Below are 12,687 nucleotides of genomic sequence, written 5' to 3'. Positions count from 1 at the left end.
TAGGCCTCCGGTCCTCCGTCCGGCCGTCTGAGAGCATGGACGGGTGAATGAGATTCGGCGTGGCACGCTTCAGGAGCAGACCTTCTACGAGCAGGTCGGCGGCGAGGAGACCTTCCGTCGGCTGGTCCACCGTTTCTACGAGGGGGTGGCCGGGGATCCCGAGTTGCGGGCGATGTACCCCGAGGAGGATCTGGAACCGGCCGAGGAGCGGCTGAGGCTGTTCCTGATCCAGTACTGGGGCGGTCCGACGACGTACGGCGAGCGGCGCGGCCACCCGCGGCTGCGGATGCGGCACGCGCCCTTCCAGGTCGACCGGGCGGCGCACGACGCCTGGCTGCGGCACATGCGGGTGGCCGTCGACGAGCTCGGCCTGTCGCAGGAGCACGAGCAGACGTTGTGGAACTACCTGACGTACGCGGCGGCGTCGATGGTGAACACTCCCGACTGAGCCGCCGCGCAGGCACCTGAGTACCGGATTCCGGTCGTCCGGCGCCGGATTCCGATCACGATCCGGTCAAGCTCGGCCCATGAACGCTTACCCGCGCCGCGCTCCCTCTGACAACATCACCGAAAAGGTCTGGACAACGGCAGGGGGAGCCGGGTGGCGGGGTTCACGGGATTCGTCCTGCTGCGAGCGCGGGCGCACCGGCTGCTGCTGGCCGCCGCGTTGCTCACGGTCCTGCTGACCACGGCGGTCCTGGCGACGCTCACCGCCTACTCCGGCGCGATCGGCGACGCGGCGCTGCGCCACTCCCTGCGGGACCCGCGCAACGCCGCCGACGCCTCCTTGGTCGTCCGCGGCGACACACCGCCCGAGAAGCGCGCGGCCGCCGACGCCGCCGTACGCGAGCAGACCCGCAAGGCCTTTGACGGGCTGCCGGTCACCGTGCGCACCCTGGTGCGCTCCGGCCCCTACGGCCTGCCCCTGTCCCTGCGGCCCCCGGCAGAGCGCTCCGGCGACCCGGACCTGACCTACTTCGCGGCGATGGACCCCACCCAGGTGCGGCTCGTCTCCGGACGCCTCCCCGGCGCGACGGCGACGCGCGACGTCGAGGTCGCGCTGCCGCAGACCGCCGCGCAGCGCCTCGGGCTGAAGCCCGGCGCCCGGCTCACCCTCACCGACCGCCTCGGCGGCCGGAAGGCCCAGGTGCGGATCACCGGGCTCTACCGCCCCGTCAGCGCCGACGCACCGTACTGGCGGCTGGACGAACTGGGCGGTCGCGGCGTCCGCAAGGTCAGCTTCACGATGTACGGGCCGCTGCTGACCGACCCCGCCGTCGTCACCGGCGGCAGGGTGAGCGCGGGACAGACCGCGTGGCAGGCGTCGGCGGACTTCTCCACGCTGACGACCGGGCGGATCGGGACACTGCGCGACGCGGCGCGCGAGAGTGCCGCGTCCCTGCGGAAGTCCACGGCGGTGAGCGGCGCACCGGAGGTCACGTCCTCGCTGCCCGCCGTCCTCGACCGGATCGACCGCTCCCTGCTCGTGGCCCGCTCCACCCTGCTGATCGCCGTGCTCCAGCTGGCGTTGCTCGCCGGCTACGCGCTGCTGCTGGTGGCCCGGCTGCTGAGCACCGAACGCGGCGGGGAGACCCGCCTGCTGCGGGCCCGCGGCGGCTCCCGAGCCCGGATCGCGGGCCTCGCCGCCACAGAGGCGCTGCTGCTCGCCGTGCCCGCGGCGGCCTGCGCGCCGCTGCTGGCGGGACCGCTGACCGGACTGCTGGCCGGGCAGGGCGCCCTGGCCCGGATCGGACTGCACCCGGACGTCTCCGCGGCCGGGCGGCCCGGGGTCTGGCTGGTGGCGGCGGCCGTGGCGCTGGGCTGCGCGATGGCGGTGACGCTGCCCGCGCTGACCTCGTCATTCACGACCGGCTCGCGGGCCCGTGCGCTGCCCGCGCCGCTGCGCGCCGGCGCGGACGTGGGACTGCTGGCGGTGGCCGGTGTGGCGTACTGGCAGCTGAACCGGCAGCCCTCCGGCGCGGTCGGCGGCGATCTCACGGGCACGCTCGGCATCGACCCGCTGCTGGTCACCGCGCCCGCGCTGGCCCTGCTGGCCGGAACGGTGCTCACCCTGCGGCTGCTGCCGCCGGTGGCCCGGCTGGCCGAGCGCCGCGCGACCGGAGGCCGCGGACTGCCGGCCGCGCTGGCGGGCTGGCAGTTCAGCCGCCGCCCGATGCGCGGGGCCGGTCCGGTGCTGCTGCTCGTACTCGCCATCGCGCTGGGCATGCTGGCGATCGGTCAGGGCGCTTCCTGGGACCGCTCGCAGGACGACCAGGCCGACTTCCAGGCGGGTGCGCCGGTGCGCGTACTGGCCGCCGGGGAGGGAGACCTCGGCCGCACCGAGCGGTACGCGGCCCTCCCCCACGTGAGCGCCGCCGCTCCCGCGGTCCGCACCACGCTGTCGCTGTCCGGCAACCGCAACGCGACCGTGCTCGCGCTGGACACCGCGAACGCGGCGGACACGATGCTGATGCGCCCCGACCTGGTGTCGGATCCCGTACGGCCGCTGCTGGCGGGGCTCGCGCCCAAGAGCCCGACGGCGGGTCTGAAGGTGCCCGCCGGGACGGCCCGTCTGCGGCTGACCACCGCCATCCGCGGCGCCGGAGCCGGGAGTTCGGCGGACGTGGGGGCCACCGTCGAGGACCGCTACGGAGTCCCGTACCGGATGCCGCTCGGCGCGCTGCCCGCCGACGGCCACTCCCACCCGCTGGACCTGGATCTCCCCGCCACCGCGGGCCCCCTCGTCCTGACCGGCCTGGACGTGACCCTGTCCCAGCCCGTCGGCCACAACGAGCGGCACCGCCTCACCGTCTCCGAGGCGACCGCGACCGCCGCCGACGGGACAGAGCGGCACCTGAGCCTGCCGACGACCTGGAAGGCGACCTCGGCCGGCACCGGCTCCGACCCCTCCCCCTTCGACACGCCGGGCGCACCCTCCGTGACGTCCTCCCGCCCGCTGACCGTCACCTACAGCACCGGCTACGTGCCGCGCGACCAGCCCTGGGCGACGGGCACGCTGACCCTGCGGCTCCAGGTCGCACAGCCCGCGCAGCCAGAGATCACGGCCCTGGCGACCGACCGCTTCCTGGCCTCCACGGGCGCCCGTGCAGGGCAGCGGCTGGACGTGACGTTCGGCGGCCAGAACGTTCCGGTCCGGATCGTCAGCGCGGTACGGGAACTGCCGACCATGGCCGGTGCCGACCAGGCCGGTGCCACGGCACACGACGGCGGAGGCGTGCTGATGGATCTGCGGTCGGTGAACCGGCTGCTCCAGGCACGCCACGGCGAGAGTGTGGTGCCCACCGAGTGGTGGCTGCGCACCGACGACGGCCAGGCGGCGCGTGTGGCCGCGGCCCTGCGGGCCCAGCCCGACATCGCCCCGGCGCAGGTGATCGTGCGGGAGGAGATCGCCGCCCAACTGCGCGACGACCCGTTCGGCGCCGGACCCGCGGCCGCCTTCACCGCCGCGGCCGTGGTCGCCGCGGCGCTGGCCGCGGTCGGTTTCGCGGTGAGCGCGGCCGGAGCGCTCAGGGAGCGGGACGCCGAGTTCGCCGTGCTGCGCGCCCTGGGCGCCCCGCGCCGCCAGTTGGCGCGGACGCTGGCCGCCGAGCAGAGCGTGCTGCTGGCCCTGGCGCTGGCGGTCGGCGTGGCCCTGGGCACCGTGCTGACACGGGCCGTGATCCCGCTGATCGTGCTGACCGGGCAGGCCACGAAACCTTTGCCGACCGTCCTGGTCGAACTGCCGGTCGCCCGGGTGGCCGTGCTGCTGGCGGCCGTCGCCGCCGCGCCGCTCGTCGTCACGGCGGTACTGACCCTGCGCCGGCCCGACCCGGCGCTGTCCCTTCGAGACCGCGGAGGTGAGTGAGCTGAACGCCGTCACTCCCGCCTGGGTCCGGGTACGCCTGCGCACCGCGCCGGGTGCCGCGGCCGCCCTCGCCCTGCTGGTCGCGCTGACCGCGTGCCTGGCGGCCGCGTTCCCGCGCGCGGTCGACCGGTACGAGGACGCCGGCCTGGTCCGGGCCGTCGACCGGGCGACCCCGAAGCGCACCACCCTGCTGATGTACGCCCCGCAACCCGGCCTCCAGTTCGCCCAGCGGGAACGGGAAAAGGCGCTGCTCCCGCCCGTCATGGGCCGACAGCACGCCGCCGTCCTCGGCGCCGTCGGGCGGCCGCTCGCCGCCGACCCCGGCCGGTCGGCGTACGGGGTGCTGACCGGCACCGACCTCCCCGTCCCCGACCCCTGGCTCCCGCGGCCCAACGGGCTGCCCCCGCAGGTCCGCCTGGTCGCGCAGAGCGGACTGGCCGCGCACTCCTCGGTGCGCACGGGCCGGCTGCCGCGGGCGAACGGCGAAGTGACGGCGGCGACCGCGCAGGTGGAGGCCGCCGTGACCGCCGAGACGGCCAGGAGCCTGCACATCGAGGTCGGCTCCGTCATCCACGTACCCGCCGCGTCCCGGCCCCCGCTGGCCGTGCGGATCACCGGCATCCTGACGCCGCGTGAGCGCGACGGCGCGTACTGGGCGACGCAGCCCCTGATGCGCACCCCGGCGCTGGTCCCCGTGAACCCGACCGACCCCCTCTCGGAGAAGTGCTGGCTCGGCGCCCTGCTGCTCCCGCCCGAGGCGGCCCCCGCCATGCTGGGCACCGACGGACATCCGATCCGGTACTGGCAGGTGGCACCCGACACCGGCGCCCTGCACGCCCACGACCTCGACGGCCTGAAGTCCTCCGTCGCAGCCCTGAAGTCCGGGCCGGGCCTGGTACAGGTGCGCACGGCCACCGACCCGGCCGCGCAGGTCAGCACCGACCTCGACGACGTGCTCGTCTCCTACGGCCACCTCAGGTCCGGTGTCGGCCCGCTGGTCGCGGTCGCCGCCTTCGGCAGCGCGACCGTCGCCCTCGTCGTCCTGCTGATGGCCGGGGGCCTGGCCGCCGACCGCCGCCGCTCCGAACTCACCCTGCTGCGCGCCCGCGGCGCCTCCCTGACCGGCCTGGCCGGCCGGCTGTTCGCCGAGACGGCGGTGGTCGCCGTGCCCGCTGGGGCGCTCGGGCTCGGTGCGGCCCTGCTCGCCGTCCCCGGGGGCCGCCCGGGCCAGGCAGTCCTCGCGGCCGCGGTGGTCACCGCCGTCGCCTGTGCCGCGCTGCCCGTGCGCGCGCTGGTCGCGCACCGCGCGGTCAGCGTCCACGGACCGCGCGAGGACACGGTGTCCGTACGTCCCTCCCGGCGCCGTACGGTCGCCGAGCTGACGCTGCTGGTGATCGCGGCGGGAGCGGTGGAGGCGCTGCGGCGGCACGGGGTCTCGGGGCCCTCGGAGGGTGCCGGCGCCTCGGACGGGTCCGGAGACCAACTGGTGTCCCTGGCCCCCGTGCTGGTGGGCGTGATCGCGGCCCTGGTGCTGGTCCGCCTGTACCCGCTGCCGCTGCGCTGGCTGATGCGTCCGGCCGACCGGCTGCGCGGGGCGGTGGGCCATCTGTCCCTGGCCCGCGCGGGCCGTTCCTCCGTCTCGGCGGTGCTGCCCCTGCTGGCGCTGCTGACGGCGCTCACCACCGCCGCCTTCGGCGGTTCGGTACTGGCGGGCGTGGCCGACGCCCGCGACCAGGCGGCCCTCCTCGCCGTCGGCGCCGACGGGCGCGTCGAGGACACCGGCGCGCTGCCGGCCGGCTTGGCCGACCGGGTGCGCCGGACACCGGGCGTGCGGGGGCTCACCGAGGTGAGCGTCGACTCCCTGGCCAAGGCGGGAACGGACCTGACCCGGGTGTCCCTGGCGGGCGTCGACCCGGCGTCCTACGCCTCCCTGGCCAGGAGCACCGGCCTCGGCGTCTTCCCCGAGCAGCAACTGCGGCGGCCGGCCGACGGCGCCCGGGCCCCGCTGCCGGCACTGGCCTCCCCCTCCATCGCCGAGACGTTCGGCAGGCAGCCGTTCAGCGTGATGCTGGGCGACGGGACCGACGTCACCGTCCGGATCGTCACCGTCCGGGACCGGACCCCGGCCGTGGTAGGCACCAGCTTCCTGGTCGTGGACCGGGCCGGGCTGAGCCGCGAGACGACCCGTACGAACACACTGCTCCTGACCGGCGGCCACCCGGACGCCGGCGCCCTGCGCCGGACGGTGGGCAAGTCGGTGTCCGTGCACCTGCGTTCCGAGGAGCGGGCCCAGTACGTCGACTCGCCCCTCCAGTCCGGCGCCGAGCGCGTCTACGCGGTGGCGGTGGCCGCCGGTGCCGGCTACGCCGTCCTGGCCCTGCTGCTCGCCCTGCTGCGCGCCGCCCCCGAGCGTGCCGCGCTCCTCGCCCGCCTGCGCACCATGGGCCTCACTCGCGCGCAGGGCCGCCGTCTGCTCGTCCTGGAGTCCCTGCCCCAGGCGCTGCTCGCCGCGGCGGGCGGAGCGCTGGCGGGCTGGGCGACCGTCCTGCTGCTCTCCCCCGGCATCGACCTGACGGCCATCGCGCTGCCGTCGACGACGGCGTCCGCCGGCGGGAACGCGCTGCGGACGGACCCGCTCTCGCTGGCCCTGCCGGCGGCGGCGGTGCTGCTGCTGACCGTGGGGATCGCCGTGAGCCAGGCGTGGTGGACGGGACGCAGGGGATCGGTACGGGAGTTGAGAGCGGGGGACGCGAGATGAACCGACCGGACCGCCACAGCCGCCGTAGCCGCCGTAGCCGCCGCGCAGGAGAGCCCCGATGACGACGAACCCCACCCTGGCCGACCTGGCCGAGCGCGCCACCGCGAACCGCACCCGCCCGGCCTACGGCCACGACGCGCTGATCAGCTGCGACCGCCTGGTCCGCATCTTCACCGCCGACGGCGTGGAGGTCCAGGCCCTCCAGGGCCTGGACCTGCTGGTCCGCGAGGGCGAGCTGATGGCCCTCGTCGGCGCCTCCGGCAGCGGCAAGTCCACCCTGATGAACATCCTCGCCGGGCTGGACACTCCCACGGCGGGCGCGGCCCGGGTAGCGGGCCACGACCTGCTCGCCATGACCGCGAAGGACCGCCTGCGCTACCGCCGCGAGGTCGTCGGCTTCGTCTGGCAGCAGACCTCCCGCAACCTGCTGCCCTACCTGACGGCGGCGCAGAACGTCGCCCTGCCCATGCAGTTGTCCGGCGCCCGAGGGCGAAGCCGCCGCGCCAAGGCCGAACGCGCGGTGGAACTCCTGGAGTTGCTGGAGGTGGGCCACTGCCGCGACCACCGCCCGCACCAGATGTCGGGCGGCCAGCAGCAGCGCGTGGCGATCGCGGTGGCCCTCGCCAACAACCCCGCGGTGCTGCTCGCCGACGAGCCCACCGGCGAACTGGACTCCCACACCGGCGAGCAGGTCTTCGCCGCCTTCCGCACCGCCAACGAGCATCTGGGCACGACGATCGTCATCGTCACCCACGACCAGGCGGTGGCCGGTGAGGTCCGCCGCACGGTCGCCATCCGCGACGGCCGCACCTCCAGCGAGGTGCTGCGCCGCAGCGAGGTGGACGCGGCGACCGGCGACGAGAAGCTGGTGAGCCGCGAGTACGCCATGCTCGACCGGGCCGGCCGTCTGCAACTGCCGGCCGAGTACACCCAGGCCCTGGGGATGCGCGACCGGGTGGCGCTGGAGCTGGAGCCCGACCACATCGCGGTGCGGCCGGACGACAGCGAGGGAAGCTGAGCCGCCGCGGTCAGCGGACGCTGACGTCCAGGGAGCCGAGTCCGGCCTCCGCCCGCCGTACCGCGATCGAACCGTAGGGGGTTCGCAGCCGCAGCCACGTCCCCGACGACAGCAGCGCGAGGTCCTCCTCGCCGGAGGCCGCCGGGGGCCTCGCGGAGTCCCCCTCGCCGACGGCGGCGGGGGGCCTGAGGAACCGCAGCGACTGTGCCGCGTGCACGGCCCGCACGGGCAGTTGGGTCTCGCCGACCAGCCGGGACCAGATCTCCCGCCCGATCCGGTCGAGTTCGGCGCGTGTGCGGTGCTCCTGCGCCAACTCCCGCGTACGGGAGCGGAACTCGGCGACCGCGGCGGCCACCGTCGCGCCCAGGACACCGGCCGGGGGCAGCCCCGGCTCCGTCCGCCAGCCGCCGCGCGGCGGCAGCACGCCGGCCCACGGCGGCCCGGTCACCGCCGCCGGGACCGCGGCCGTGGCCGCCGACTCGTCGACGGACTCCAGCAGTTCACCGGCGGAGACGGTCACGTCGAGCGTGGCGTCGGGCTCGCCGCGGTACGGCTCGGCGAGCCGCACCGCACGCACGGCCAGCACCTCGAAGGACGCCGGCCGTCCGAAGACGGCGAGCGCCGTGCCCGTCGCCTGGAGGCGCACCGCGGCCGAACGGTCGTAGTGCAGCAGCCGGGAGAGGAAGGCGGCGAGGTCGGCCGCCTCCGTCTCGTCGGCGAGGTGGAGGACCGTCATGCGGCGACGGCCTCCTCCTTGTCGCCCGCGTCCGCGGCGTCGTCACCGGTGCCGGCGTCGTCGGTGTACTCCTGGAGGAACTCGCGCTCCTCCACGGTGATCCGGCGCGGACGCTGCGCCTCGAAGTCGAACGGCACGATCACCGTCGAGGCCCGGACGTAGACCTGGTCGCCGTCCTTGACCTCATAGGTGAGGGTGAAGGACGCCGCCTTGATCTCGGTGACCCACAGCTCGATGTCCACCGGCGCGTGCCGGTGGACGAGCTGGCGCTTGTAGTCGATCTCGTGGCGCGCCACCACGGACCCCTGCTTGAACTCCTTGTCCGGGCGGAACAGGAAATCGATGCGTGCCTCCTCCAGGTAACGGAGGAACACCACGTTGTTGACGTGGCCGTACGCGTCCATGTCCGCCCAGCGCAGCGGGCAGCGGTAGATGTGGCGCATCTGCTTCGATCAGCCCCGGGTCAGCTTCTTGTAGGTGGCGCGGTGCGGCCGGGCGGCGTCCGGGCCGAGTCGCTCGATCTTGTTCTTCTCGTACGACTCGAAGTTGCCCTCGAACCAGAACCACTTGGAGTCGCCCTCGTAGGCGAGGATGTGCGTCGCCACGCGGTCCAGGAACCACCGGTCGTGGGAGACGACGACGGCGCAGCCGGGGAACTCGAGGAGCGCGTTCTCCAGGCTGGACAGGGTCTCGACGTCGAGGTCGTTGGTCGGCTCGTCGAGGAGCAGCAGGTTGCCGCCCAGCTTCAGGGTGAGCGCCAGGTTGAGGCGGTTGCGCTCACCGCCGGAGAGCACGCCGGCGGGCTTCTGCTGGTCCGGGCCCTTGAAGCCGAACGCGGACACATACGCCCGGGACGGCATCTCGACCTGGCCGACGTTGATGTAGTCCAGCTCGTCGGAGACGACGGCCCACAGCGTCTTCTTCGGGTCGATGTTCGCGCGGCTCTGATCGACGTAGGAGATCTTGACGGTCTCGCCGACCTTGATGCTGCCGGAGTCCGGCTGCTCCAGGCCCTGGATCATCTTGAACAGCGTGGTCTTGCCCGCGCCGTTCGGGCCGATGACGCCGACGATGCCGTTGCGGGGCAGCGTGAAGGAGAGGTCGTCGATGAGGACCTTCTCGCCGAAGGCCTTGTTGAGGTTGTTGACCTCGACGACGACGCTGCCCAGGCGCGGGCCCGGCGGGATCTGGATCTCCTCGAAGTCCAGCTTCCGCATCTTCTCGGCCTCGGCGGCCATCTCCTCGTAGCGGGCCAGACGCGCCTTGGACTTGGCCTGCCGCCCCTTGGCGTTCGACCGCACCCACTCGAGCTCTTCCTTGAGCCGCTTCTGCCGCTTGGCGTCCTTCTGGCCCTCGACCTTCAGACGGGCGGCCTTCGTCTCCAGGTACTTGGAGTAGTTGCCCTCGTAGCCGTGCAGCCGGCCGCGGTCCACCTCGCAGATCCAGCCGGCCACGTTGTCCAGGAAGTACCGGTCGTGGGTGACGGCCACGACGGTGCCCTCGTACTTGGCGAGGTGCTGCTCCAACCAGTTCACCGACTCGGCGTCGAGGTGGTTGGTGGGCTCGTCGAGGAGCAGCAGGTCGGGCTGCTCGAGCAGCAGCTTGCACAGCGCGACACGGCGGCGCTCACCACCGGAGAGGGTGGTGACGGGCCAGTCGCCGGGCGGGCAGCCCAGGGCGTCCATGGCCTGCTCGAGCTGGGCGTCGAGGTCCCACGCGTTGGCGTGGTCGAGCTCCTCCTGGAGCTTGCCCATCTCCTCCAGCAGCGCGTCCGAGTAGTCGGTGGCCATCTGCTCGGCGATCTCGTTGAACCGGTCGAGCTTGCCCTTGATCTCGGCCACGCCCTCCTGGACGTTCTCCAGGACCGTCTTCTCCTCGGTCAGCGGGGGCTCCTGCAGCAGGATGCCGACGCTGTAGCCGGGCGACAGGTACGCGTCACCGTTGGACGGCTGCTCCAGCCCCGCCATGATCTTCAGCACGGTCGACTTACCGGCGCCGTTCGGGCCGACGACGCCGATCTTGGCACCCGGAAGGAAGTTCAGGGTGACGTCGTCGAGAATCACCTTGTCGCCGTGCGCCTTGCGCGCCTTGCGCATGGTGTAAATGAACTCAGCCAAGAGAAACCGTCCGGCAGCTTGAAATCAGGCAGTGGGCAGATACACCCCATCTTGCCGTACCGCCACCCCTACGCGGAAACCCATCTGGTCCGGGTCCTCTGACCTGGGGTTTCACTGGTGGCGACGGTGGCTCGACTGTCACTGTCGGTCGCCGTTGGTCGGCCTCGGGCGCCCTCGCACGGCCCAGAGACGGCCCAGCCCTACATGTTCAGAGGGGGGCGTCCTTGCCCAGCGAGCGACCCAGGGCGCTGATCACTCGGCCCAGCCGCTCATTGGCTTCGTGAGGCAGCGCCGGGATGGGCGCGCCGGCAGCAAGGTGCTCGCCCACTAACCAGAGCACCTCGTACAGGTCCTCGGCGCTGGTGCGGTCCAGGCGCAGAACAATGTCATCGGTCATAGCGGCAAGCCACTGAACATGATCGGGCGATGTCGGGTGATTGCCTGACAGGTGAGGGATGGGTCCGGTAGATGTGTGTGCGTGAATGACTCCACGCCCGAGGACGGCGAGCCCACCTCCTTCGTCGAGAAGACGAAGAACCTGTACGGGAAGCACAAGGGGAAGATCCTCGCCGCCGGCACCGCCCTGGGCGGCGTGGCCCTGGCCGTCGTTGTCGTGGTCGCCAGGAAGGCCATGGAACAGAACGCCACCGAGGAGGCCGAGGACATCGGGTCGGTCGCCGACCCCGCGGCCGTGGACGAGCGACGGAAAACCCCCGTCAAGCACCAGGTAGTCGAGCATACGAGGACCCTTGCTGACGGGCGCGTTGTTCCCGTTGCGGGTTACGAGCGGGGCGGCTCCTCGGATGACGAGGATGAGGACGAGGACCCCGGCGAAGCCGCAGCCTGAGCGCCTGGGGGAAAGGCACCGCGGCCTGTCGCTCAGGCGAACGCCGGTCTCCTGCGGTCGCGGGGCGATCCGTAGCGGTGCAGTGTGGAAGGCGTGGGCTCCGGGCAGGGACGTGTGGGTCTTGGGCAGCCGTGGCAGCCGTGGCAGCCGAGCCACCTGCTGCTACTGATCCCTGTTGTGCTCATTGTTGTGATCACTGCCGCGGACATCGCGACTGGGCCAAATATCGTTCTCGGCCCCCTGCTGGTGGTCGCGCCCACGCTCACCGCGTGGTTCGCGGGCCCCTGGATGACGGCCGGTATCGGCGTCCTGGCCATGGCGGGCGAGGCGATCAGCGGCTGGCGCACCGGAACGCTGTCTTCGCGGAACGTCGTGGTGGAGGTGATCGCTATCGCGGTGATCACCTCGTTGATCGTGGTCCTGTGTGCGGTGCGCGACCGGCACGCACGCCAGATGGCCAGGGTCCGATCGGTCGCCAAGGCCGCCCAGCAGGTGGTGATGTGGCCGCTGCCGAGCCGGCTCGGCCCGCTGCGGCTCGCCTGTGTTTATCTGGCTTCCGAGGAGGAGGCCGAGATAGGCGGCGACCTGTATGCCGCCGTCCGCATCGGCAGCGCGGCCCGCGTGATGATCGGCGACGTGCGGGGCAAGGGCCTGCCCGCCCTGGGCGAGGCCGCCCTCCTGCTCGGCGCCTTCCGCGAGGCCGCCCACCAGCACACCTCCCTGCCCGACCTGGCCGCTGCCCTGGAACGGAGCATGACCCGCTACCTTCCCGACCTCGAACCGGAGGACGAGGTGGGAGAACGCTTCGTGACCGCTCTTCTGGTCGAGATCGCCGACGCCGAGCCCCTGGTCCGCATGACCAGCTGCGGCCACCCGGCACCCCTGCTGCTGGGCCCGGACAACACCGTCACTGTTCCCCGCCTCCACCCCGCGCCCCCACTCGGCGTCGGCGTCGCGGATCCCGACAACCACGCTGTCGATGTCCTGCCCTTCGGCCCAGGGGACACGCTGCTCCTGTACACCGACGGTGTCATCGAAGCCCGTGACCACAACGGCGTCTTCTACCCGCTCGCGGAACGCGCAGCCCAGTGGACCGACCACCCTCCAGAGGCACTGCTCCACAGCATCGAACGCGACCTGCTCGCCCACACCGGCGGACGCTTCGGCGACGACGTCGCTCTCCTCGCCATCCACCGGGCCCCCATCCCCCACCCCGGCAGCCACCTTCAGCACGTCCAGCGCGGACACGCCGGCGTCAGCGGGCAGTAGGCGAGGATGCCTTGCTCCTCCGGCTGGCGCCTTCTCATCGGAGGCGGACATCGGGCACGGTGTTGTGGAAGCGGGGA

General features: G+C 73.1%; 10 protein-coding genes. 6 read left to right on the top strand and 4 right to left on the bottom strand.

The window, feature by feature from the left end:
• Positions 1 to 43 precede the first annotated feature (43 nt).
• The 4 genes from ACWEK3_RS27030 (at position 44) to ACWEK3_RS27015 (ending at position 7,641) form a co-directional block, all read left to right on the top strand.
• The gene (locus ACWEK3_RS27030; RefSeq protein WP_365427293.1) at positions 44 to 448 is read left to right on the top strand and encodes a globin; all 405 of its coding nucleotides are present in this window, start codon (positions 44 to 46) and stop codon (positions 446 to 448) included.
• A gap of 153 nt (positions 449 to 601) precedes the next feature.
• Positions 602 to 3,865, top strand: a complete 3,264-nt coding sequence (locus tag ACWEK3_RS27025; RefSeq protein WP_453250773.1) for an FtsX-like permease family protein — start codon at positions 602 to 604, stop codon at positions 3,863 to 3,865.
• A 1-nt stretch (position 3,866) separates the two neighbouring features.
• Entirely contained in the window at positions 3,867 to 6,623 is a 2,757-nt protein-coding gene (locus ACWEK3_RS27020; protein ID WP_453250802.1) for an FtsX-like permease family protein, read from the top strand.
• A 58-nt stretch (positions 6,624 to 6,681) separates the two neighbouring features.
• Positions 6,682 to 7,641 carry an ABC transporter ATP-binding protein gene (locus ACWEK3_RS27015; RefSeq protein ID WP_450542645.1) on the top strand — a complete coding sequence of 320 codons (960 nt, stop codon included), beginning with the start codon at positions 6,682 to 6,684 and terminating at the stop codon, positions 7,639 to 7,641.
• A gap of 10 nt (positions 7,642 to 7,651) precedes the next feature.
• On the opposite strand, the gene ACWEK3_RS27010 is transcribed toward ACWEK3_RS27015, so the two are convergent.
• From ACWEK3_RS27010 to ACWEK3_RS26995, 4 genes are all read right to left on the bottom strand, one after another.
• Positions 7,652 to 8,377 (bottom strand): hypothetical protein, encoded by a 726-nt coding sequence (locus tag ACWEK3_RS27010; RefSeq protein ID WP_450542646.1) that lies wholly within the window; start codon positions 8,375 to 8,377, stop codon positions 7,652 to 7,654.
• Positions 8,374 to 8,820: an acyl-CoA thioesterase gene (locus tag ACWEK3_RS27005; protein ID WP_450542648.1), complete on the bottom strand. Its 447-nt coding sequence runs from the start codon at positions 8,818 to 8,820 to the stop codon at positions 8,374 to 8,376. Before ACWEK3_RS27005 ends, ACWEK3_RS27010 begins: the two co-directional genes overlap by 4 nt.
• A 9-nt stretch (positions 8,821 to 8,829) precedes the next feature.
• Entirely contained in the window at positions 8,830 to 10,494 is a 1,665-nt protein-coding gene (gene ettA / locus ACWEK3_RS27000; RefSeq protein ID WP_361408295.1) for an energy-dependent translational throttle protein EttA, read from the bottom strand.
• A gap of 208 nt (positions 10,495 to 10,702) precedes the next feature.
• Complete coding sequence (locus tag ACWEK3_RS26995) at positions 10,703 to 10,891, bottom strand: hypothetical protein (protein ID WP_453250772.1); 189 nt, start codon at positions 10,889 to 10,891, stop codon at positions 10,703 to 10,705.
• A gap of 81 nt (positions 10,892 to 10,972) precedes the next feature.
• Between ACWEK3_RS26995 and ACWEK3_RS26990 the strand changes: the two genes are divergently transcribed.
• Both ACWEK3_RS26990 and ACWEK3_RS26985 read left to right on the top strand, forming a co-directional pair.
• Complete coding sequence (locus ACWEK3_RS26990; RefSeq protein WP_450542652.1) at positions 10,973 to 11,341, top strand: hypothetical protein; 369 nt, start codon at positions 10,973 to 10,975, stop codon at positions 11,339 to 11,341.
• A 189-nt stretch (positions 11,342 to 11,530) separates the two neighbouring features.
• Entirely contained in the window at positions 11,531 to 12,610 is a 1,080-nt protein-coding gene (locus tag ACWEK3_RS26985) for a PP2C family protein-serine/threonine phosphatase (RefSeq protein WP_450542654.1), read from the top strand.
• Positions 12,611 to 12,687 lie beyond the last annotated feature (77 nt).

It is taken from the genome of Streptomyces sp. NPDC004721 (genome assembly GCF_053601495.1).
The sequence above is the reverse complement of the archived record's forward strand: the minus strand, read 5'-3'. Positions and strand labels throughout refer to the sequence as shown.

What these genes read in the sequence shown, in the direction of transcription:
- ACWEK3_RS27005 (WP_450542648.1), bottom strand. Translation starts at nt 8,820, where the DNA reads ATGCGCCACATCTACCGCTGCCCGCTGCGCTGGGCGGACATGGACGCG.
- ACWEK3_RS27015 (WP_450542645.1), top strand. Translation starts at nt 6,682, where the DNA reads ATGACGACGAACCCCACCCTGGCCGACCTGGCCGAGCGCGCCACCGCG.
- ACWEK3_RS26995 (WP_453250772.1), bottom strand. Translation starts at nt 10,891, where the DNA reads ATGACCGATGACATTGTTCTGCGCCTGGACCGCACCAGCGCCGAGGAC.
- ACWEK3_RS27010 (WP_450542646.1), bottom strand. Translation starts at nt 8,377, where the DNA reads ATGACGGTCCTCCACCTCGCCGACGAGACGGAGGCGGCCGACCTCGCC.